The 19,897-nt window shown below is 61.2% G+C and carries 22 protein-coding genes; 13 read left to right on the top strand and 9 right to left on the bottom strand.

What is annotated here, in order from left to right; translation table 11 throughout:
• Window positions 1-44: 44 nt before the first annotated feature.
• The 5 genes from CYA_RS05000 (at window position 45) to CYA_RS04980 (ending at window position 6,398) form a co-directional block, all read left to right on the top strand.
• Window positions 45-1,493, top strand: a complete 1,449-nt coding sequence (locus CYA_RS05000; RefSeq protein WP_011429946.1) for a carotenoid oxygenase family protein — start codon at window positions 45-47, stop codon at window positions 1,491-1,493.
• Window positions 1,494-2,023: 530 nt separating this feature from the next.
• The gene (locus tag CYA_RS04995; protein WP_228375455.1) at window positions 2,024-2,824 is read left to right on the top strand and encodes a hypothetical protein; all 801 of its coding nucleotides are present in this window, start codon (window positions 2,024-2,026) and stop codon (window positions 2,822-2,824) included.
• Window positions 2,825-2,907: 83 nt separating this feature from the next.
• Window positions 2,908-3,192: a DUF7219 family protein gene (locus CYA_RS04990; RefSeq protein WP_011429944.1), complete on the top strand. Its 285-nt coding sequence runs from the start codon at window positions 2,908-2,910 to the stop codon at window positions 3,190-3,192.
• Between the two features lie 86 nt (window positions 3,193-3,278).
• Complete coding sequence (locus CYA_RS04985; RefSeq protein ID WP_011429943.1) at window positions 3,279-5,006, top strand: ABC transporter permease; 1,728 nt, start codon at window positions 3,279-3,281, stop codon at window positions 5,004-5,006.
• 18 nt (window positions 5,007-5,024) lie between these two features.
• Window positions 5,025-6,398, top strand: coding sequence for an ABC transporter ATP-binding protein (locus CYA_RS04980; protein WP_011429942.1), 1,374 nt, complete (start codon window positions 5,025-5,027; stop codon window positions 6,396-6,398).
• A gap of 262 nt (window positions 6,399-6,660) precedes the next feature.
• On the opposite strand, the gene ndk is transcribed toward CYA_RS04980, so the two are convergent.
• The 3 genes from ndk to CYA_RS04965 all read right to left on the bottom strand — a co-directional run bounded on the left by ndk (window position 6,661) and on the right by CYA_RS04965 (window position 8,436).
• Window positions 6,661-7,110, bottom strand: coding sequence for a nucleoside-diphosphate kinase (gene ndk, locus CYA_RS04975; protein ID WP_011429941.1), 450 nt, complete (start codon window positions 7,108-7,110; stop codon window positions 6,661-6,663).
• Window positions 7,111-7,184: 74 nt separating this feature from the next.
• The gene (locus CYA_RS04970; RefSeq protein WP_049749734.1) at window positions 7,185-7,844 is read right to left on the bottom strand and encodes a HupE/UreJ family protein; all 660 of its coding nucleotides are present in this window, start codon (window positions 7,842-7,844) and stop codon (window positions 7,185-7,187) included.
• A gap of 79 nt (window positions 7,845-7,923) precedes the next feature.
• Window positions 7,924-8,436 carry a hypothetical protein gene (locus tag CYA_RS04965; protein ID WP_041438215.1) on the bottom strand — a complete coding sequence of 171 codons (513 nt, stop codon included), beginning with the start codon at window positions 8,434-8,436 and terminating at the stop codon, window positions 7,924-7,926.
• Between the two features lie 73 nt (window positions 8,437-8,509).
• On the opposite strand from CYA_RS04965, the gene CYA_RS04960 reads away from it, so the two are divergent.
• The 5 genes from CYA_RS04960 (at window position 8,510) to CYA_RS04940 (ending at window position 13,387) form a co-directional block, all read left to right on the top strand.
• Window positions 8,510-8,842, top strand: coding sequence for an MGMT family protein (locus tag CYA_RS04960; RefSeq protein WP_011429938.1), 333 nt, complete (start codon window positions 8,510-8,512; stop codon window positions 8,840-8,842).
• 87 nt (window positions 8,843-8,929) lie between these two features.
• Window positions 8,930-10,987: a bifunctional metallophosphatase/5'-nucleotidase gene (locus CYA_RS04955; protein ID WP_049749733.1), complete on the top strand. Its 2,058-nt coding sequence runs from the start codon at window positions 8,930-8,932 to the stop codon at window positions 10,985-10,987.
• A gap of 151 nt (window positions 10,988-11,138) precedes the next feature.
• A complete protein-coding gene (locus tag CYA_RS04950) occupies window positions 11,139-12,329 on the top strand; it encodes an FAD-dependent oxidoreductase (protein ID WP_071813508.1) in 1,191 nt (396 codons plus the stop codon).
• On the top strand, window positions 12,317-12,514 hold the full coding sequence (gene thiS, locus CYA_RS04945; protein WP_011429935.1) for a sulfur carrier protein ThiS: 198 nt from the start codon (window positions 12,317-12,319) through the stop codon (window positions 12,512-12,514). The genes CYA_RS04950 and thiS overlap by 13 nt, the downstream gene beginning before the upstream one ends.
• Window positions 12,515-12,559: 45 nt before the next feature.
• Window positions 12,560-13,387, top strand: a complete 828-nt coding sequence (locus CYA_RS04940) for a thiazole synthase (protein WP_041438213.1) — start codon at window positions 12,560-12,562, stop codon at window positions 13,385-13,387.
• A gap of 12 nt (window positions 13,388-13,399) precedes the next feature.
• Here CYA_RS04940 and CYA_RS04935 read toward each other — a convergent pair whose 3' ends face one another.
• Window positions 13,400-14,032, bottom strand: a complete 633-nt coding sequence (locus CYA_RS04935) for a class I SAM-dependent methyltransferase (RefSeq protein WP_011429933.1) — start codon at window positions 14,030-14,032, stop codon at window positions 13,400-13,402.
• Between the two features lie 200 nt (window positions 14,033-14,232).
• On the opposite strand from CYA_RS04935, the gene CYA_RS04930 reads away from it, so the two are divergent.
• The 3 genes from CYA_RS04930 to CYA_RS04925 all read left to right on the top strand — a co-directional run bounded on the left by CYA_RS04930 (window position 14,233) and on the right by CYA_RS04925 (window position 16,455).
• The gene (locus CYA_RS04930) at window positions 14,233-14,964 is read left to right on the top strand and encodes a M50 family metallopeptidase (protein WP_011429931.1); all 732 of its coding nucleotides are present in this window, start codon (window positions 14,233-14,235) and stop codon (window positions 14,962-14,964) included.
• A gap of 109 nt (window positions 14,965-15,073) precedes the next feature.
• Complete coding sequence (locus CYA_RS15030; protein WP_168175299.1) at window positions 15,074-15,220, top strand: hypothetical protein; 147 nt, start codon at window positions 15,074-15,076, stop codon at window positions 15,218-15,220.
• 101 nt (window positions 15,221-15,321) lie between these two features.
• The gene (locus CYA_RS04925; RefSeq protein WP_011429929.1) at window positions 15,322-16,455 is read left to right on the top strand and encodes a glycosyltransferase family 4 protein; all 1,134 of its coding nucleotides are present in this window, start codon (window positions 15,322-15,324) and stop codon (window positions 16,453-16,455) included.
• 29 nt (window positions 16,456-16,484) lie between these two features.
• Here CYA_RS04925 and CYA_RS04920 read toward each other — a convergent pair whose 3' ends face one another.
• From CYA_RS04920 to CYA_RS15025, 5 genes are all read right to left on the bottom strand, one after another.
• Window positions 16,485-17,471 (bottom strand): ABC transporter ATP-binding protein, encoded by a 987-nt coding sequence (locus CYA_RS04920; RefSeq protein WP_011429928.1) that lies wholly within the window; start codon window positions 17,469-17,471, stop codon window positions 16,485-16,487.
• 103 nt (window positions 17,472-17,574) lie between these two features.
• On the bottom strand, window positions 17,575-18,531 hold the full coding sequence (locus CYA_RS04915) for an NAD(P)H-binding protein (protein ID WP_011429927.1): 957 nt from the start codon (window positions 18,529-18,531) through the stop codon (window positions 17,575-17,577).
• Window positions 18,532-18,811: 280 nt separating this feature from the next.
• The gene (locus CYA_RS04910; RefSeq protein WP_011429926.1) at window positions 18,812-19,102 is read right to left on the bottom strand and encodes a 4a-hydroxytetrahydrobiopterin dehydratase; all 291 of its coding nucleotides are present in this window, start codon (window positions 19,100-19,102) and stop codon (window positions 18,812-18,814) included.
• Window positions 19,103-19,169: 67 nt separating this feature from the next.
• Window positions 19,170-19,691 (bottom strand): GNAT family N-acetyltransferase, encoded by a 522-nt coding sequence (locus CYA_RS04905; RefSeq protein ID WP_011429925.1) that lies wholly within the window; start codon window positions 19,689-19,691, stop codon window positions 19,170-19,172.
• 2 nt (window positions 19,692-19,693) lie between these two features.
• Window positions 19,694-19,864: a hypothetical protein gene (locus tag CYA_RS15025; RefSeq protein ID WP_011429924.1), complete on the bottom strand. Its 171-nt coding sequence runs from the start codon at window positions 19,862-19,864 to the stop codon at window positions 19,694-19,696.
• Window positions 19,865-19,897 lie beyond the last annotated feature (33 nt).

Raw genomic sequence — 19,897 nt, 5'->3', positions numbered from 1 at the left:
CGAAAGTTTAAGCAACAATAGAAGGCGTCGCTTGCAGACTGGCCATGGTCAGCGTCGCTTCCCGCTCCTACAGCACCACCGACTGGCAGTTGGGCTATCGCTCTTTACGCCAGGAGTATGACTATTGGGCGACGGAAATCGAGGGGCGGATCCCCGAAAGGCTGCAGGGAACCCTCTTCCGCAACGGGCCTGGCAAGCTGGAGGCGGGATCCCAGCGCTACGGCCATCCCTTCGACGGCGACGGCATGGTGTGTGCCATCACCTTTATTGACGGGCGGGTGCATTTCCGCAACCGGTTTGTGCGCACTCCCGAGTTTGAGGCCGAGGAGAAGGCGGGACGGGTGCTCTACCGCGGCGTATTCGGCACCCAGAAGCCGGGAGGCTGGTGGGCCAATTTCCTCGATCTGCGCTTCAAAAACCCCGCCAACACCAACGTTATCTACCAAGGCGGCAAGCTCCTGGCGCTTTGGGAGGCCAGCGCTCCCTATCGGCTCAACCCCGCCACCTTGGCCACCGAAGGGAGCGAGACCTTTGCCGGTGCCCTTGCCCCCAACCAGCCGTTTACGGCGCATCCCCGCCGGGATCCAGCCACGGGGGATCTCATGGCCTTTGGGGTGCAGACAGGACCTTCCTCCACGCTGCTGTTTTACCGCGTCGACGCCCAAGGAAGGCTGGTGGAAAAGCGGGACTACCGCCTGCCGGGTTTTGCCTTTCTGCACGACTTTGTCTGGACGCCCCGCTACTGGATCTTTTTCCAGAATCCGGTGGCCTTCAACCCCTTGCCCTATATGCTGGGCCTGCAGCCGGCGGGCACCTGCTTGACCCTAAAAAAAGGAGAGCCCACCCGCATTTGGCTATTTCCCCAACAGGGCGAGCCGCTGCAACTGCAAACGGAGCCGGGGTTTGTTTTCCACTTTGTCAACGGCTACGAGGTTGGGGATCAGGTGGTGGTGGATGCCGTTCTCTACGAAGCCTACCCTGCCCTGGAGCCAGGGGCTGACTACTTGCAAATTGACTTTGCCCAGGTGCCAGCCGGCAAGCTGTGGCGCTTTGAGCTGGATCCCAAGGCGGGCAAGGTTAAGCGGGAGCTACTGCTGGATCGCTCGGTGGAGTTTCCGGCTATCCATCCGGCCCGTATGGGGGGATCCCATCGCTACATCTACATTGGGGCTACCCATGCTCCCGGCCCCAACGCCCCCCTGCAGGCCATTCTCAAGTTGGACACGACAACAGGCCGCAGCGAGCAGTACAGCTTTGCCCCCCGCGGCTTTGTGGGAGAGCCGGTATTCATCCCCGATCCTGAGGACGCTGCAGAGGAAGCCGGCTGGATTGTAACAGTGGTCTTTGATGCCGCCAGTCAGCGCTCGCAGGTGGTGATCCTGGATGCCTCAGACCTGGCTGCCGGCCCGGTGGCGCGGATCCCCTTGCGGCATCACATTCCCTACGGCCTCCACGGCAGTTTCACCCCTCAGACATGGGTAGAGGCCAGATAGGGAAGGGATCTTGGCATGGCTGGGTTAGTCCCGGGCCGCCGGGCGCGAGCTGAGGAAAAGGTGCGGCTCTGTAGCTCAACATTCTGCAACCTGGGCCGGAGCAGTTGCTACTATCGGCTAGACTTCAGCTACAGTGTTGACAACCGCTGAACCGCGACTTGTTGGGCGCAGGCCTTGGGCGGGTCTGCTGAGCTGACGGGAGGAAAAGAGGAAGGCTGGTAAAGCTCGGTGGTGTGTTGAGCGGGTCTTGGGTCAAGGGCAGAGGTAAGCCCTGTTTTGGCAACGGCAGATGTCTTGCACTGCCTCCCAGCGTCGTCGCCCACCGCTGGGCATTCTGGTAAACATCCTGGATTGACTGCAGCGGAACCGTTACGATGTCCTCAGATCTGAGACGTCCCCTTCGAATTGTACGGCCCCCCAGGCCCACCTCAACCAGCGAGCCCAGGGGATCAGCTCAAGATGTCGGGTCAGCTGCTGGTGGGGGCCAGCCTGTTGTCGCCGCCGCCGCTACGCTAGAGCAGAAGAAAGCGATGGGGAGAGAGCGACCTTGCCTGGAGCCCATCCCGCCGCCCGGGGAGAAGATGCAGTACCGGGCGATTGGCCTCATCGAGGGGCGTTACATTCCCTCGCCCAACCACTTCACTCGCGGGATTTTGCGCACCTCGGATGGTTTAGATCTCAATGCGGTACTGCTAGGCCGGGTGATGAGCCTGGTGCGCAAGTACCTGAAGCCGGAACGCAACTATTTGTGGGTGGTCTATCCCCGCACCCGCGACAAGAGCCAGGATCTGCACGTGCAGTTGATGGGGGTGTGGGCCCCAGAAGAAATGGGGCAAACTCTGCCAGAGGGATCCCGTCCGACGGTGGTGCCGGACTGGTTTTCCATTCGCGGCGAGGTCGTTTTCCAATCGCAGGAAAAAGGGTTCATTATCGTCAAAATCCGTCAATCCGGCAAAAAGAACTCCGCCGGCTCTTCCCCTCAGCGGGCCCAGACGGCCAAGGGCGCCGCATCGCCTGCGGCAACAGCTCCCAAGCCTCAGGCTTTTAAACTGCGCCTGATCGGATCCTTGCCGGGCAAAGGAGTGGGCATCTTCTGGGATCTGCAGGTGCGCCGCCGCGGATCCCTGCTCTACGTGGAGGCAGGAACTCCCATCGGTCCTGTGCTCAAGGCGCCGCCACGCCCGAAGCGTTCCACTCCCCGCCCCAAACTCAAGAAACACTCTCCCCCCTCCACTCGCGGGCAACAGCTAAGCTCAGCTCAACCTTATTCGCCCTCGGATCCTGCCAAAGCACCCAAGCCAGCTAAGCCGATCAAGAAAAAACGTCTGTAGCCTCCATTCCTGGATACGAAGTTGTCTCTACTGCACTTCTGATATTAACCTCGTTGTAATAAACCTTTCACCGTGGTTGCGACATGGCAGAGTCAAACCCCCCTCCCAACAAAGATGAATTTATTTCCCCTCGCTATCCCTACTGGGGTGAGATAAAGCCGCAGAACTTAATTTTCGATGCCAATCTCCAAGAATTTAGCAATAAGGTGTCGCTGATTTGTAGCTTAGAAACGGGGGGCAAGATCACGCCGGAAGAGGCCTATCGCCAAATTAAAGAGCTGTGGAAACAGCTCAAACAGACCAAAAAAGCCATCCTTGACGATCCCAGGTGGAATGAACCTCCTCCCGAGTTACCGGAGGAAGAGTAGCGGGCCGGATCCTCCAGTTCGAAGCGCTCCTAGCTTAACCGCAAACAGTGTACACTGGGGGCGGATGCCAGGCCCATTCAGGGGACATGCGGACTTTTCCTTCTCCGGAGGTGCTCCGTCGGCTGCCGGCTGGGGCTGCCGATGGGGCCATCATTTTGGGTACGTTGGTTCTCCTGGGCTTGGTGGCGCAGGTGGGGGCAGGGACTTTTGAGCGGTTTCAGCCGCCGGCGGTGGTACCTCATATCGACTTGGATCCGCGCAACCTGCCCTACTACGCCGCCCGCTCCACCTTGCGCATGTTCATCGCCCTCGCCTTTTCCACCCTTTTTACCCTGATCTACGGGTATATCGCCGCCAAAAGCCGCTGGGCGGAGCGAATTTTGATCCCTTTGCTGGACATCCTGCAATCGGTGCCGGTGTTGGGGTTTCTCTCCATCACCGTTACCGGCTTTATCGCGCTTTTTCCCGGCAGCCTGCTGGGGCTGGAGGCAGCTTCTATCTTCGCCATCTTCACCAGCCAGGTCTGGAACATGACTTTTTCTTTTTACCAATCCTTGCGCACCCTGCCGCAGGAGCTGGTGGAAGCGGTCACCCTCTACCGCCTATCCGGCTGGCAGCGCTTCGTCCAGTTGGAAGTGCCTGCGGCGATGGTGGGCCTCATCTGGAACGCCATGATGAGTTTTGGCGGGGGGTGGTTCTTTGTGGCCGCCAGCGAGGCCATCAGCGTGCTCAACCAGGAATATACGCTGCCGGGGTTGGGATCCTATGTGGAAGCTGCCGTCCAGGCGGAAGATCTGCCCAAGTTGGGTTGGGCGCTTTTGACCATGGCGGTGGTGATTCTGCTGGTGGATCAGCTCTTTTGGCGGCCTCTGGTGGCCTGGTCGGATAAGTTTCGCCTGGAGCAGAGCGCCGGCGCGGCTGCCCCGGAGTCGTGGCTGTACGATCTGCTAACCACGGCGCGGATCCCACGGCTGATTGGCAATTGGCTAGCTCCCTCCAGAGAATTGGCGGATCGGCTGTTGTCCCATTTAACTCGCCTGCGCTGGGGGGATCCACCCAATCCAGAGGCGGAGCGACGCCGCGAGCGGCTGTTGACTCAGCTCTCTTGGGCTGCCATTGCCGGGATCGGGATTTGGATTGTTTATTTTGTAACCACCACCGTGGGCTTTGGGGAGGTGCTGCTGACCTTTGGGCTGGGGATCCTCACCCTGCTGCGGGTCAGCGTGCTGTTGGTTTTCGCCACCGTGATCTGGACGCCGATTGGGGTGGCCATCGGCTTTAATCCAGGCCTGGCGAAGCTGCTGCAGCCGGTGGTGCAATTTCTGGCAGCTTTTCCGGCCAATTTCCTCTTTCCGTTTGCCACCTTGTTTTTTATCCGCACCCAGATCAGCATTGAGTGGGGCAGCATTTTGCTCATGTCGCTCGGTGCGCAGTGGTACATTCTTTTCAATTCCATTGCCGGCGCCCAGAGCATCCCCACCGATTTGCGCGAAATGGCCGTGGATGTGGGCTTGCGGGGATGGCAGCGCTGGCAAAAGCTGATTATTCCGGGGATCTTTTCCGCCTGGGTTACCGGGGGGATCACGGCCAGCGGCGGGGCTTGGAACGCTAGCATTGTCTCGGAGATCGTGGCCTGGGGATCCACCACTCTTAAGGCTACAGGATTGGGCACCTATATTGCGGAAGCAACGGCGGTGGGAGATTGGCCCCGCATCACTTTGGGCATTGGCATGATGAGCTTGTTTGTGGTGGGCATCAATCGCCTTTTCTGGCGGCGGTTGTATCAATTGGCGGAAGAAAAATATCACCTTTAATCTTTGAGGCCATCTGATATGAGCTCTGCGGCTTCTCCGGTTCTGATCGAGGTTGAGAAGGTCTACAAGCGCTTTCCTTTGCCGGAGGGCAAGGGCGAGTTTACAGTTTTAAGCCAGATCGATTTGCAAGTGCGGGCGGGGGAAGTTTTGGCTTTGTTGGGCCGCAGCGGCAGCGGCAAAAGCACCCTGCTGCGCATCATGGCGGGCCTGATCCCGCCTAGCGAAGGGCGGGTGTTGAGCAATGGCCGACCCCTGCGGGGCCCCAACCCGGATGTGGCCATGGTGTTTCAGAGTTTTGCTCTCTTGCCCTGGCTGACGGTGCAAGAAAATGTGGAGCTGGGGCTGCAGGCTCAAGGGATCCCGCGCCAGATCCGCCGGCAAAAGGCCCTGAAGGCCATTGACTTGGTGGGCTTGGATGGGTTTGAGAACGCTTACCCCAAGGAGCTTTCGGGGGGGATGAAGCAGCGGGTGGGCTTTGCCCGCGCCTTTGTCTTGGAACCCAAGGTGCTGTTTATGGATGAGCCCTTCAGCGCCCTGGACGTGCTGACGGCGGAGAACCTGCGGGGGGAGATCGACGAGCTGTGGAACACCCAGGCTTTCCCTTCCCAGAGCATTCTCATCGTTACCCACAACATCGAAGAGGCCGTGTTTTTGGCGGATCGGGTGGTGATCCTGGGATCCAACCCGGGGCGGATCCGGGGAGAGGTGAAAATCGACCTGCCGCGGCCCCACGAACGTACGGATCCCCGCTTCAAGTCCTTGGTGGACTACATCTACGAGATCATGACCAATCCGGAGATCCCGGTCACCGGCGAGGTGGCTGTCCCCAGCCGGGTGGGCAGCAGGGCACCCTCTCCCTACGCGCTGCCCCTGCCTCATGCGCGGGTGGGCGGCATCAGCGGTTTGCTGGAGCTGATTGTGGAATGGCCCCAGGGACGGGTGGAGATTGCCGAGCTGGCCGAGCGGCTGCAACTGGCAGTGGACGATCTGCTGCCGATTTTGGATGCGGCGGTGCTGTTGGGCTTTGCCGAGGTAACCGGCAGGGTGGTACAACTGACCGAGATCGGCCAGGACTTTGCCAACACCACCATCTTGCGCAGCAAGGATCTCTTCCGACAGCAGCTTTTGGCACGGGTGCCGGTCTTCAAGAGCATCCTGCAGACTCTGGAAGAAAAAAACAGCCGCTCCATGCGGGCGGACTTCTTCTTGGATCTCTGGGACGAACATTTTCCCCACGAGGAAGCTGAACGGCAGTTTGCTACAGCCGTTGACTGGGGCCGCTACGCGGAGCTCTTTGAGTACGATGCTTCGGAAGAGCGGCTGTATCTCCCGGATCCCAGCGAAAGCTCCGCCGCTTCTGAGCCCGTCGGCCTCGATTCCCGTTCTGGCTAGGGCCGGCTTGGCTCTGCCTTTTCCAGAGCTGTGTTGTAGGGCAGAGGTACGATGCCTGTCTCAGAAAGCCCAAAGATTTATAGCCGTTTCAAACAAAATACATAAGACACCACCCAAGCACCCCGCGCCGCTACCTTCACCCCCAGCTCCTCCCCCTGTGGGAGAGGGGAGCCCCGGAGCGCTGCACAGTTTTCATCTCTAGCTTCTGTTCGAAGGGAGAAGAGAGCTAGGGATCGACGCGACGAACCATTTTGCTGCCGCCCTACTCATAAATCCAGCTTTGGGTGGCGGGCGTCCAATTTACCAGCTCAGATTCCTGAAACCAAAGGGCGATCTCCCGTTGGGCGGTCTCAGGGCCATCGGAGCCGTGGACGAGGTTGCGGCCTATGTCGATGCCGAAATCGCCGCGGATGGTGCCCGGCTCGGCGTCCAAAGGGTTGGTCTTGCCGATGAGCTTGCGGGCGGCGGCAATCACCCCTTTGCCCTGCCAGACCATGGCCACCACCGGCCCCGAGGTGATGAACTTCACCAATCCGGGGAAGAAGGGGCGCTCCCTGTGCTCGGCATAGTGGGCTTCCGCCAGCTCTTGGCTCACCTGCACCAGTTTCAGGCCCACCAACTGGTAGCCTCGGCTTTCCAGGCGCTGGATGATGCTGCCCACCAGCCCCCGCTGCACGCCGTCTGGCTTAATGGCGATAAAGGTGCGCTCCATGGGATCTCCCCTTGTTGTTACTAATCTTCACCGTTATCCTTGTACCGGATTGGGGATCCCCAGTGCAAGGGTGTCTAGGATCCCACCACGGCCAAGGCTAGGAAGCCACTCCCCACCACCGCGATGGCCCAGCCGGCCCAGCGCAGCAAGCCCGGGATCCGCGACCCCCAGGTTTCAGCCGCCCAGAGGGCAAAAAGTGCCACTCCGTACTGAACCAAGCTCAAGCCCAGCAAATAGCCCAGCCAAGGCATGGGTTCGGCGCCGATGATCGCCTCGGCATAGGCATAGCCATGGAATAGCCCCGCCAGGGATCCCCCTATTAGCAAGAGCCAACTTGGGATCTGCCGCGGTTGCACCAGCAGCAAGCCGAAGAGAACCACGGAAGAGGCAATGGCCAGCTCCGTCAGTCCCAGGGGATCCCAGCCGGCCAGGTGGATCCCAGTGCCCACCAAACCCGCTAGCACAAAGCCCAGCGGGATCCCGTAGCGCCAGGGTTGCCTTGCCGCAATTAAGCCAATGGCCACCACAAAGGCCAGGTGATCTGGGCCGATCACCGGATGGGCCAGGCCCGACAAAAACCCCTCCCACCCCGTGGCGGGCAATCTCCCGCCCAAGGCGTGGTGGGCAAAAGCCGGCCCAGAGGCCAGCCAGGCGATCCCCGCCCCCAGTCCAACGGCCCAGCCGCGGCCCACCTGAGCAGGCAAGGACAAAGGTCGCTGCCACTGCCAAGACATGCTTTTTGCTACCTCACGATTGAACCTATGCGAATGGGTCTAAGCTTGCTGTACCAACAGGCGGGTTTTCTGGGCAAGTTCAAAGGCGCTCGCTGTACCCTTGCAAGTTCTCCGGCTCAAATTGGCGCAAGATCCGCGTGGCCTCGCGCAGGCGGGTTTCGTTCTCTTCCTCCACAATGAGCACGTATTTGCCCGCATTGAGACGGTTGCGGTAGGCCAAAGCATCGCCGGAGCCACTGGTCAGGCCCACCCCGCCCCCGACAAAAAAGCTGCCCATGGCCCCGCTCAGCGCACCCAGCAGGCCGCCGATGAGGTGGTTGCCCAGGGATCCCGCCCAGGCAAAGGTATCCAGGCCGCTGAGGACGCTGAACCCCACCCCGGCCAAAAAGCCAAAGGGCACCAGCCAGATGGCCAGGCGCTGCATCTGGCGGCGGGCCGCTTGGGCCGGATCGATCAGCCCAAACTCGTCCGCCGTTTTGTAGCCTCGCCCCAGTAGGTGCAGCCGCTGCAGGGGAAAGCCAGCCTGTTCCAGGGCGCTGTAGGCCGCCTCGGCAGCCATGCGATCCGGCAGTACTGCAATGAGGTAACTCATAGGTAGCTCATGGGATAATCTGTGCCCGTCATCGGCCAATTCCATTGTCTCCTGAGTTTGGGGAGGGATCCCGGTGGCCCAGTCTGTCAGCCTCTACCAGCGCTTCTATGAGGTCGTGCGGCGGATCCCGCCGGGGCGTGTAGCTACCTATGGGCAGGTGGCGCGGCTTGCCGGCTGTCCTGGCTATGCCCGACAGGTGGGCTATGCCCTGTTTCGCCTGCAAGGTCAAGAGACCGACATCCCCTGGCATCGGGTAATCAACGCCCAAGGGCGCATTTCCTACTCCCCCTTTCGCCTTGGCTACGACGACTTGCAAAAAGTCCTACTCCAAGCTGAAGGGATCCCCTTTGACGCCGAAGGTCGGGTGGATCTGCAGCAGTTTGGCTGGGATCCCCGGGAAGCTTAACCTGCGCTTGACCTAACCTTAAACAGGTCATAGCGAAATCTCCTGTCTAGCCTTGGTAACGTGAATGCGGATGCGTCTTGAGTGGTCATGAAACCAGCTTGTCGTGCTCGAGGGGCTGCCCCTGCTGAGGGAGGGCTTCCAGCTTGGCTGAACGCTCTGGCCAAGTTCCTGCGGGTTGGGCTGTGCTGCTTGCTGCTGAGCCTGGCCAGCGCCTGCGGTACCACCGACAGTAGCTCAGTTCCTCCAGCCGGCGGCGGGGCAGGGTTTATCGCCTCAGATCCCAACGTTAGGCTCTCCTCTCAGCCGCCCGCTTTTACCCTGCAAATCCTACATGCCAGCGACTTGGAAGCCTCGATCGCTGCCGTACAAGATGCGCCGCGCTTCTCGGCGGTGGTGAACGCTCTGCGCCCCCAATTCCCAAATACGGTGGTGCTCTCCAGCGGCGACAACTACATTCCCAGCCCCTTCTACAACGCCAGCACGGATCCCTCGCTGCGGGGCCGGTATGACCGCACTCCTGGCAAAGCCGACATTGAAATCATCAACGCCATCGGCTTCGAGGCGGCTGCCTTTGGCAACCATGAATTTGACCAAGGCACACGCCAAATTCGCGACTTGATCCGACCCGACACCAGCCGCGGCTACGCGGGCGCCCGCTTTCCCTACTTGAGCGCCAACCTCAGCTTCAGCGGCACTGGCGAATTGACCAGCTCTGACTTTGCTGCCGATGGCCAAGAGGCCAGCTCCATCCGCGGCAAGATCGTCAAGACGGCGGTGATTACGGTGGGAGGGCAGCGGATCGGCCTGGTGGGTGCCACCACTACGCGCCTGGCCGCCATCTCTAGCCCTGGCCCTGAGGTGAGGGTGGAAGGCAAAGTGGACGACACCGACCAGGTGAATGCCGCCCTCATCCAGAACTTCGTCAACCAGCTCACCGGCCAGGGCATTAACAAGATCATCCTCCTGGCCCACCTGCAGCAGCTCCAAAACGAGGTAACCCTAGCCAGCCAACTGCGGGATGTGGACATCATCATCGCCGGCGGCTCCCACCGGGTGATCGCCAAGCCCACCGACCGCCTGCGCCCTGAAGATGTGCGCACAGGTGACTACCCCATCCTGCGCTCCTCGGCCAGCGGCCAACCCGTGGCAGTGGTGAACACCGGCGCCAACTACCGCTACGTGGGCCGCTTGGTGGTCGGTTTCGACGCCAACGGGGTGATTGCCCGTATCGATCCGGTGAGCGGCGCCTATGCCACCGACGACCAAGGGGTAGCAGCCGTGCGCGGCACCCCCAACCCCGACGTGGTGCGGATCGCCAACGAGATCGGCAACATCATCCGCACCAAGGATGGCCGCACCTTTGGCTCTACCACCCAATTCCTCAACGGCCTGCGGGCCGAGGTGCGCACCGAGGAAACCAACCTGGGCAACCTTACGGCGGATGCCAATTTGGCCTATGCCAGAACGGTTGACCCCACCACGGTCATCTCCCTCAAAAACGGCGGCGGCATTCGCGCTCCCATTGGGGCTACCACCGGCGGTGGCGGCGGCGAGCCGGTGCGGCGGATCCCTCCGCTGGCCAACCCCGATGCCGGCAAGCAGGCGGGCCAAGTTTCGCAACTGGATATCGAAACTTCCCTTGCCTTTAACAACGGCCTGTCGCTGGTGACGGTTACCGCTGAGGAGCTGAAGCAACTGATGGAACATGGGGTGGCGCAAAGCCAGCCGGGGGCCACGCCGGGCCGTTTCCCGCAGATCGGCGGCTTTGCCTTCAGCTTCGATCCCTCGCGGCCACCGGGATCCCGCGTGGTCTCCTTGCGGGTGGACACGCCCACCGGCCGGGATGTGGTGGTGCGCAACGGCCAGTTGCAAGGGGATCCCCGCCGTACCTTCCGCCTGGTGACGTTGGGCTTTTTGGCCGACGGCGGGGATGACTATCCCTTTCCGCGCCTGTCTAACCCCAACCGGGTGAACTTGGCTCCCAGCTCCGGCAACAGCTTCGATACCCCCGGCAGCGAGCAGGATGCCCTGGCCCGCTACTTGCGGCAGATCGGCGTGTTTACCCAAGCCGACACTCCGGCTGCCCAAGATACCCGCATCCAGAACCTGTCGGTGCGCCAAGATACGGTGCTGCAGGGCTTGTAGGCTGGGCTACTCTCAACCGGTGGATGAAGCCAACCGCCCCTCTCCTCTCTGGGGAGAGGGGATGGTTTTAATGAGGAGCCATTCAGCATTCTCGACCCAATAGAATATGCCACCATAGTGCTGCGGGTAGCGCTAGACACGCCAACGCCCCATGAGCCTGTCAAACCCATCTTCTCTGGCCGCCCCCCCGCTCGCTTCTTGGAGAGTGCAGCCGGATCCCGTCCTCATCCTTGGAGCCGGTCTAATGGGGCGCCTGTTGGCTGCCACCCTGGTCGAGGTCGGGCATTCTGTGCGCATTGTGGAGGCAGCTTCTCCCACTGCCCCTGAGAGCAGCGCGGCCCATCTGGCTGCTGCTATGCTGGCTCCTCTGGCGGAGTCTGCCGTCGCCGAGGCCAGCGTAGTAGCGCAGGGGTACTATGCCCTCTCCCGCTGGCCCGCCCTTCTGGCCAGCCTGCCAGAGCCGGTTTTCTTTCAGCAGGAGGGCACTGTGATCCTTTGGCACCGCCAAGATGCCGGGGAAGCCAAGCGTTTCTCGGCCCTACTGGCTGCTGTAGGGGAACGCCTTCCCCATCTCCCCAAGCCTCAGCAACTAGATGCCCAGGCGCTGGCCGAGCTGGAGCCCTCGCTGGCCGGGCGATTTGGGCAGGGCCTGTATCTTCCCCAGGAGGGCCAACTGGACAACCGCCAACTGCTGGCTGCTTTGCTGGCCAAATTGCGCCAGCACGGGGTGGAGGTGGAGTGGGGCCGCCCCTGGGATCTGGAGCAGGCGCGAGCTTGGCAGGAGCAAACCGGCGGGTGGGTTTTGGACTGCCGCGGCCTGGGATCCCGAAAAGAATGGGGCGGACAGGCACCGCTGCGGGGAGTTAGGGGCGAAGTGGTACGTCTGTATGCCCCGGAAGTATCTTTGCGGCGCCCGACCCGGCTGTTGCACCCCCGCTACCCGATCTACATCGCTCCCAAGCCGGGGCACCTGTTTGTGGTGGGAGCTACCGAAATCGAATCTGAAGATCGCTCGCCGGTGAGTGTCCGCTCGGCTCTGGAGCTGCTCAGCGCCGCCTACGCCGTGCATCCTGCCTTTGCCGAAGCGCGTATCCTGGAGTTAGGCAGCCAATGTCGCCCCACCTTGGCAGATCATCTCCCCGCAGTGGTGGAGCGCTCCCCGCGGCTGTTGCAGATCAACGGCCTCTACCGCCATGGTTTCCTCATCTCCCCCGCCATTCACGATGCCGTTTTGGAGTACCTCCACCACGGCAGTTGCCGCTTGGCGCAGCAGCTTGGGATCCCCTTTCAGGTGCAGGCTGCCCCTCTTGCCGGTGAATCCCTATCGCCATGCGTGTCTTGATCAACCAAAAGCCTTACGATCTGCCGGAGGGCACCACGTTGGCCGAGGCGATAGCCCAGGTGGGGGCCAGCGGCCCTTTTGCGGTGGCGGTTAACTTGGAGTTTGTGCCACGCGACCGCTACGAGCAAACCCGTTTGCAAGAAGGCGACCGGGTGGAGATCGTCGTGCCGGTTGCCGGCGGCTAGTGCCCGATTGCCTCCCCTCAAATCCCGCATTGTTGCCCCTCAGCGATGTCCACTCTTCTTCCTGTCTCCCCTTCAACTCGGGCCGATGAGGATCCCTTGGTGCTCTACGGCCAAGCGCTGCCCAGCCGCCTGCTGCTGGGGACAGCCCGCTATCCTTCGCCGGCTATTTTGGAGCAGGCGGTGGCGCGGGCCCAGCCCTGTTTGTTGACCGTTTCCCTGCGGCGCCAGGGGGCGCTGGGGCCGGAAGCTTCCCAGGGGTTCTGGGCCTTGCTGCAGAAGCTAGGGATCCCGGTTCTGCCCAACACCGCCGGCTGCCACAGCGTGCAGGAGGTAGTCACGACGGCGGAGATGGCGCGGGAGGTGTTCGGCACCGACTGGATCAAGCTAGAGCTGATTGGCGATGACTACACCTTGCAACCGGATCCAGTGCAACTGCCCGCTGCCGCCGCCGAGCTGGTTCGGCGGGGGTTTAAGGTCTTGCCCTACAGCACCGACGACCTGGTGCTGTGCCAGCGGCTCTTGGATGCCGGCTGTGAGGTGGTCATGCCCTGGGCCGCCCCCATCGGCACTGGCAAAGGCCCCCTCAACCCCTACAACTTGCGCCTGCTGCGGGAGCGGATCGAGGCGCCGCTAATTGTGGATGCTGGACTGGGCTTGCCCTCCCACGCCTGCCAGGTGATGGAGTGGGGCTTCGATGGGGTGCTGTTGAATACAGCGGTGGCCCTGGCCCGGGATCCGGTGGCGATGGCCGAGGCCTTTGCGGAAGCGGTGCGCTCAGGCCGCCGGGCCTACTTGGCCGGCGCGATGACGCCTCAAGAAGCAGCTCAGCCCAGCACGCCAGTTCTCGGCACCCCCTTCTGGCACCAGGGTTAACTGCCCTATAACTCAAGCAACAGGCTTTTGCGCCTGGACGACCTGCAGGGCTCCTCCAGCGTGCAGGGTCTGCCGGACGGCTTGCCAGCCCTGCTGCTGCAGGTACTGGGGCAAGTCCAGCTTGAGGAAGTGCCAAGCAGTCTCGGTCTCAAACAGGGCTAGAAACAAAACCAGTCCAGGCCAAAGTAGGGGCTGCCGGGGCGCGTGCAAATCGAGAATTAAAAGCCCTCCCCCCGGTTTGAGCACCCGCCACCCTTCGCGCAGCACCTGTTCCAGATCGGGGAGGGGCAGCTCGTGCAGGGCCAGGCTGGTGTGTACCCAATCAAAGCTGTCGGTGGGGAAGGGCAGATCCTGGGCAAAGGCTTCCACAAATTCGACGTGGGGGAGGCGCTGGCGGGCTGCCGCCAGGGCCTTGGGGGAAGCATCCAGCCCAACGACGTTTTGGCTCAGCTCGGCCAAGATCGGGGTTACCTCAGCGGGGCCACAGCAGAGATCCAACACCCGCTCCTGGGGATGAATCTGGATCCCTTGTAGGGGCAATCGCCGCAATCGCTCGCGGCCCCCCACCGCCAGGGCCGCCGCGCGGCTGATGCTGCGGTAAAGCCAGGGAAAGCGGTAGCTCCAGTCGCGCAGGAAGGTGGCCATAAGCAGGGATCCCTGGGGGGCTTCTTCAACCTACCTGTGAGACGGCTCCCCTGTCTCCTTGCTGCCCCTCACCCCAACCTCTCTCTCGGAGGGAGAGGGGAGTTGGCCTGGCTATTTTTGCCTGAGGTGGAACTTTCTTCTGCTGGCAATCGTCTAGACCAGCAGGTCATCTTGGGCCTTTTCCCCACCCACCTGCTGGTATGACTCAGTTTGAGCTGCCTCCTTCCCCTTCCGCAAGGCCTGGCCGGCACAGCGTGGTTTGGCTGGTGGCTGCTGCCGGGCTGACGGTCTTGCTCTGGCAGTTTCCCTGGGGCAATTACCTCCTCTACCCCTTTACCCTGTTAGCCACCTGGTTTCACGAGATGGGCCATGGCCTGATGGCGCTGCTGTTGGGGGGAGAGTTTCATCGTCTCGAGATCTATCCCGACGGCTCGGGGCTGGCCATCCACAGTGGCCAGCTATTTTTGGGGCGGGTGGGGCGGGCCTTGGTAGCCGCTGCCGGGCCGATGGGGCCGCCGCTAGCCGGGGCCCTGTTCATCCTCACCTCCCGCCGCCGCGGCACAGCTCGGCTGGGGCTGGTGTTTTTGGGATCCCTGTTGTTGCTCTCGACGCTGCTCTGGGTGCGCTCTCCCTTTGGCCTGTTGTTCCTCCCGGCCATGGGTTTGGGCATCCTGGCAGTAGCTCGCTGGGCTTCTCCTTGGCTGCGGGGCTTTGCCTTGCAGTTTTTGGGGGTGCAAGCCTGTGTGAGCACCTACCACCAACTCGACTACCTGTTTGTGGAGTCTGCGGTGATTAACGGGCGGCTGGTCCTCTCGGATTCCAGCCAGATTGCCCAAAACCTGTTTTTGCCCTACTGGTTTTGGGGAGGGGTGATGGCGGTGTTCTCTTTGGTCTTGCTGATCACCAGCTTGCAACTGGCCTTTCGCGACTAGGGGGCAAAACCGCAATTTTGGAAGTGATTCCTGTCACCTAAAAATCCGTCGCCCATCACTGCCCAGCCGCAAAAACCGCCGCTACAGTAGGGGGCATGAGGAGTGAGGAGTGTGGGAGCGGATTATGTGGCGAGATGTTATCGGACTGGCCCTGGCGGCCACGCTGTTGTTGATTAGCAAAACGGCGGCTGATACCCTCGGCCAGAACCAAGAGCCAACTCATTCTGTTCCGCTGCAAGACAAGCTGCTGGAATAAAGTTGTGCCGCTGCTGTCCCAAGCCGTTATCTCGTTGCCGTTTTGTGCAACACTCATCCTCAGAGAATCTTTAGAGTCTTTTCATTAGGCTTGGGATCCCAATGCGCATAGCCCTGTTTACGGAGACGTTTCTGCCCAAGGTGGATGGCATCGTCACGCGGCTTTGCCACACAGTGCGCCATCTAACGGCTCGCGGCAACTCGGTGCTTATCGTCGCGCCTCAGGGAGCCCCCAGGCGGTTTGCGCGGGCACGGGTCTACGGGATCCCGGGCTTCCCCTTGCCTTTGTACCCGGAGTTGAAGCTGGCTGCCCCTGGCCCGGCCATCGGCAAGCTGCTCAACCGTTTTCGACCGGATGTGATCCACGTGGTCAACCCGGCAGTTTTGGGGTTGGGGGGCCTCTACTACAGCCAGACGATGGGGATCCCGCTGGTGGCCTCCTACCACACCCATTTGCCAAAGTACCTCAAGCACTACGGGCTGGGTTTCCTAGAGGGGGTGTTGTGGAGCCTCCTCAAGCTGGGACACAATTTGGCGCGGCTCAACCTCTGCACCTCGACGGCCATGATGCAGGAGTTGAGCGCCCACGGCATCGAGCGGGTACACCTGTGGCAGCGGGGGGTGGATACGGAGCTGTTTCACCCGCAGGCTGCTAGCCCAGAGATGCGGGCCCGCCTCACGGCAGGGCAGCCGGAGCGACCCCTGTTGCTCTACGTGGGGCGGCTCTCAGCAGAAAAAGAGGTGGGGCGGATCCGGGTGTTGCTGGAGCAGATCCCGCAAGCGCGGCTGGCCATTGTGGGCGACGGGCCGGAGCGGGGATCCCTGGAGCAACATTTTGCCGGCTACGATGTGGTGTTTACGGGCTACTTGCAGGGGCAAGACCTGGCAGCGGCCTTTGCTTCCGCGGATCTGTTCGTGTTCCCCTCCCGTACCGAGACGCTGGGGCTGGTCTTGTTGGAGGCCATGGCTGCCGGCTGTCCGGTGATCGCCCCCCGCTGCGGCGGCATTACCGATGTGGTGGACAGCGGCCGCAACGGCTTTCTCTTCGAGCCGGACTCCGACAGCGACTTTGTTCGGGCCACGCGGCAGCTGTTGGACAGCGCCGGGCAGCGGCAGCTCTTCCGGCAGCAGGCCCGCCAAGAGGCTGAGCGCTGGAGTTGGTCGGCAGCCACGCAGCAGTTGGAGGAGTACTACCGCGCCGTCATCGCCGAGTCGGGATCCAGGCTGCGGAAATGACGTTCCAGGACACCTAGGGTGGAGTCCACTTAGGCAGAGACGGGCCGATCCCCTTCAATAGCCCGCACCTGGTCGACGAAGAATTCTTCCAAAGATTGCCGCTGCAGATGCAAATCGGTCACCACCGCCCCCGCCTGGCTTAGAAGCGTTAGCAGCTCCGGCAGGGATCCGCCCCATTCCCCCGACCAGTGGGATCCCTGGATGGAGAAGTGCTCGAGGCGGTCGCGGAACTGGTCGATGGCGCCGCCGTGCCCTTGCACGTGGTAGCTTTTGCTTTGGCCCAGCAGCTCGTCCAACGTCCCCTGCTGCACCAATTTGCCGCCGACCATGAGGCCGACGCGGTTGCAGATCACCTCCACATCTCCCAAGATGTGGCTGTTGAAGAACACCGTTTTGCCCTGTTGCTTGAGGGACAAGATGATCTCGCGCATCTGGTAGCGGCCCATGGGATCCAGCCCCGACATCGGCTCGTCTAGGAACACCAGCTCCGGGTCGTTGATCAGGGCTTGGGCCATGCCGGTGCGCTGCAGCATGCCCTTGGAGTAGGTGCGCAGTTGCTTTTTGCGGGCCGTATCGATAGAAAGCCCCACCAGCTCCAGCAGTTGCGGGATCCGCTCCTTGAGGAGGCTATCGGACAGGCGAAAGACCTTGCCGGCAAAATAGAGAAACTCCCATGCCGTCAGGTAATCGTAAAAATAGGGGTTCTCCGGCAGATATCCCACCCGCTGCTTAATGGAGCGATCCCCCAGAGGCTTGCCCAGGAGCGTGCCCCTGCCGCTGGTGGGCTCCACAATCCCTAGCAGGCATTTGATCGTGGTGGTTTTGCCGGCCCCATTCGGCCCCAACAGCCCAAAAGTTTCGCCGCGGGCTACCGTTAGAGAAAAATCCTTCAGGGGGCTGACCACCTTGTTTAGCCAAAAGCCGGTGCGATAGGTTTTGGTCAGGCCGGAGATGGCAATGGCCGGTTCGGGATGGAGGTCAGTCGCTTCAGGGGAGGGGGCAACCGTCTCGCTCATAGAGAGAAAGCCGGGGCTGAGAAAAGAACCAGGGCGAACCCTGGGGGATGCTGGGCCGCTATCCAGTTTACCCTGTCCCAGCTACTGGTTTGGTTGCAGTTTCCTAGAAGGGCCTCTTGACCTTGGGTTGTTTAACCTTCAGCTCGCGAATCCGTTTCAACATCTTTTGGAAATACTCAGCCAGGTAGTCTTCAAGGGAGGTCAGGGAAGCCAGTTCAATGCCCAAGGCTTCGCACACAGGCGTCATGTCGGCATACATCGGCTCTTTGGCGGCAATTACCTCCACAAACGCCAGCCGGTCGGCAATGTTCCAGCTCCACTGAAAAAACTGGGCCACCCTGCGCGCTCCCCGCAAGACCCCCAGTGGTATGGTTCGAACCTTGGCCTTTTTGCCGGAAAGCTGCTCACAGAGAGCGATGACCTCTTGGGAAGTCCAGGCCTTGGGTCCCACCAAGGGAAAGACCTGCTGCTTGGCGGCTTCGACGCTGAGGGCTCGCACGGCAAATCGAGCTGCATCTAGGGTGTCGAGGTAGGCCGTGGGGATGCTCTCGCTGGCTACCCAAACAATTTGCTCTTCCAAAATCGGGATGGCGTACTGGCCGATCAATCCCTGCATAAAGCCCGCCGGACGAAAGATGGTGTAGGGCATCTGGGATCCGATCAAGTATTTCTCGATGTGGTGCTTGAAATTCATCAGGGGCACATTAGGGTACTCGTGCTGAGCACCCATGATGGAGAAAAAGATAAAATGCCCCACTTGGGCAGCCCGTGCCGCATTGATCAGAGCAACTTTGCCATCCCAATCCACCTGGCGGGCGCTGAGGGTGTCGGTTACTCGCACCGTGGCACAGTCGATCACCGCCTCGACGCCTTCCATCGCCGCTCGGAGCGTGCTGGGCTGCAGTAGGTTCCCCACCTTGAGGTGAGCCCCCCACTCGCTCAAGAAAGCAGCCTTGGCTGGGTTCCGCACCAGACAGGTAACCTGATGCCCCTCTTCGATGGCCCGCCGCACCACCTGACGGCCCAGCGTTCCCGTTGCCCCCACAACCAGCACGTTCATAAAATTATCATTTCTTAACCTTAGGCTTAGTCTATCAGACGGATGCAGCTCCTAACACAAGAGGATAGCTTGGTAGCCCCGTACTTTAGTGCGGAGCGGAAAAGCCCTTGAGCCACTTTAGTTGCTTCTTGACAGCGCCTTCGCGAGTCCATTTTGGGCTGCGTAAGAATCCCCTGGGTGGGAGTGTCAAAACTTGACCTGAGCAGTGGCAAACAAATAGGGATCCCCGCGGCGCCGCAGGGATCCCTGGTTATGGCTCAGTCTGCCGCCGAGAGAGTGTCTAGCCAGCCAGCTCGTTCATGCGTTGCGCCAAAGTGAAGTCCAGTTCCGTAATGCCCCCGGCATCGTGGGTGGTGAGATCCACCCGCACGCGGTTGTACACATTGGTCCACTCGGGGTGGTGCCCCATGCTCTCGGCTACCAAAGCCACACTGCTCATCCAGCCAAAAGCTTCCACAAAAGAGCGAAATTGAAATTGGCGATGCAGCTTCCCATCCTGCAAGGACCAACCCGGCAGGCTTTCCAGCTTGGTCTGGATCTCAGCCTCGCTGAGTTTGACAGGTCTGGACATGGGCGTTCCCTCCAGTCGTTGCCACCGCTTTCATCAAAAAATCACCTGAGGGCGGATCCCGGCTTCTTTACAAAACTTCGTAGTCTTCCGGTTCCTGCGAGGCAGCAGCAGGGCCAAGGGGTTTGTACAGCCAGTAGCCTTGCACAGTAAAGTGGGCCTGCCTGTAAAAGTTGAGGGCAGCTTGGTTGTGGCGGTAAACCTGCAAGGTAATGGCCGCTAACTGCTGCTGGGATCCCCAGCGTTCCACCTGTTGCATCAAAGCTTTGCCCAGTCCGCGCCGCCGGTGGGCAGGATCCACCCAGAGCAAAAAGATATAGGCCACTCGCCGATGGGTGGCTTGATCGGTGGAAACGCCGGCCCAGACACCGCCCACCGGCTCCCCTGTTGCTTCCTTGAGGATCCACCAGCAGGGGGTACGGGGAGGGTCGAAGAGGCGATCCAACGTCGCTTCCAGATGATCCCAGTGCCTTTGCTCGGGGAAAGATTCCTGCAAGGTGGCCTGCAATCCCCGCCGCACCCAGGGCCGATCCCAGGCGGAGCCAAGGCGCCAGCGGTAGCCAGCAGGCAAAGGGATCTCCGGTTCAGCCATCCTCAGCCATTCGCGGAAAAAAGAGCGGCAAGGCCCACCGCTGCTGCCTCCTCGATCGGGGCCGGCTGAGCCATATCTTCTGGCAGAAACGAGCGAATGCTCACCACCACCAGAGTGAATAGAAACACCAGCAGGATGAAGGCGGGAAAGATATACTGCCGTAGGATGTTCATATTTCTACACCTTAGCTCCTACAGTATAGTGCA

Source organism: Synechococcus sp. JA-3-3Ab, assembly GCF_000013205.1.
Lineage (GTDB): Bacteria > Cyanobacteriota > Cyanobacteriia > Thermostichales > Thermostichaceae > Thermostichus.
This window is presented reverse-complemented; position numbering and strand designations above follow the sequence as displayed.

Excerpts from the sequence above, each read along its gene's own strand:
- CYA_RS04950 (WP_071813508.1), top strand. The coding sequence starts at position 11,139 with ATGAGCCTGTCAAACCCATCTTCTCTGGCCGCCCCCCCGCTCGCTTCT.
- CYA_RS04990 (WP_011429944.1), top strand. The coding sequence starts at position 2,908 with ATGGCAGAGTCAAACCCCCCTCCCAACAAAGATGAATTTATTTCCCCT.
- CYA_RS04910 (WP_011429926.1), bottom strand. The coding sequence starts at position 19,102 with ATGTCCAGACCTGTCAAACTCAGCGAGGCTGAGATCCAGACCAAGCTG.
- CYA_RS04930 (WP_011429931.1), top strand. The coding sequence starts at position 14,233 with ATGACTCAGTTTGAGCTGCCTCCTTCCCCTTCCGCAAGGCCTGGCCGG.
- CYA_RS15025 (WP_011429924.1), bottom strand. The coding sequence starts at position 19,864 with ATGAACATCCTACGGCAGTATATCTTTCCCGCCTTCATCCTGCTGGTG.
- CYA_RS04915 (WP_011429927.1), bottom strand. The coding sequence starts at position 18,531 with ATGAACGTGCTGGTTGTGGGGGCAACGGGAACGCTGGGCCGTCAGGTG.
- ndk (WP_011429941.1), bottom strand. The coding sequence starts at position 7,110 with ATGGAGCGCACCTTTATCGCCATTAAGCCAGACGGCGTGCAGCGGGGG.
- CYA_RS04955 (WP_049749733.1), top strand. The coding sequence starts at position 8,930 with ATGAAACCAGCTTGTCGTGCTCGAGGGGCTGCCCCTGCTGAGGGAGGG.
- CYA_RS04920 (WP_011429928.1), bottom strand. The coding sequence starts at position 17,471 with ATGAGCGAGACGGTTGCCCCCTCCCCTGAAGCGACTGACCTCCATCCC.
- CYA_RS04970 (WP_049749734.1), bottom strand. The coding sequence starts at position 7,844 with ATGTCTTGGCAGTGGCAGCGACCTTTGTCCTTGCCTGCTCAGGTGGGC.
- CYA_RS04925 (WP_011429929.1), top strand. The coding sequence starts at position 15,322 with ATGCGCATAGCCCTGTTTACGGAGACGTTTCTGCCCAAGGTGGATGGC.
- CYA_RS04985 (WP_011429943.1), top strand. The coding sequence starts at position 3,279 with ATGCGGACTTTTCCTTCTCCGGAGGTGCTCCGTCGGCTGCCGGCTGGG.
- thiS (WP_011429935.1), top strand. The coding sequence starts at position 12,317 with ATGCGTGTCTTGATCAACCAAAAGCCTTACGATCTGCCGGAGGGCACC.
- CYA_RS04940 (WP_041438213.1), top strand. The coding sequence starts at position 12,560 with ATGTCCACTCTTCTTCCTGTCTCCCCTTCAACTCGGGCCGATGAGGAT.
- CYA_RS05000 (WP_011429946.1), top strand. The coding sequence starts at position 45 with ATGGTCAGCGTCGCTTCCCGCTCCTACAGCACCACCGACTGGCAGTTG.
- CYA_RS04905 (WP_011429925.1), bottom strand. The coding sequence starts at position 19,691 with ATGGCTGAACCGGAGATCCCTTTGCCTGCTGGCTACCGCTGGCGCCTT.
- CYA_RS04980 (WP_011429942.1), top strand. The coding sequence starts at position 5,025 with ATGAGCTCTGCGGCTTCTCCGGTTCTGATCGAGGTTGAGAAGGTCTAC.
- CYA_RS04935 (WP_011429933.1), bottom strand. The coding sequence starts at position 14,032 with ATGGCCACCTTCCTGCGCGACTGGAGCTACCGCTTTCCCTGGCTTTAC.
- CYA_RS04965 (WP_041438215.1), bottom strand. The coding sequence starts at position 8,436 with ATGAGTTACCTCATTGCAGTACTGCCGGATCGCATGGCTGCCGAGGCG.
- CYA_RS04995 (WP_228375455.1), top strand. The coding sequence starts at position 2,024 with ATGGGGAGAGAGCGACCTTGCCTGGAGCCCATCCCGCCGCCCGGGGAG.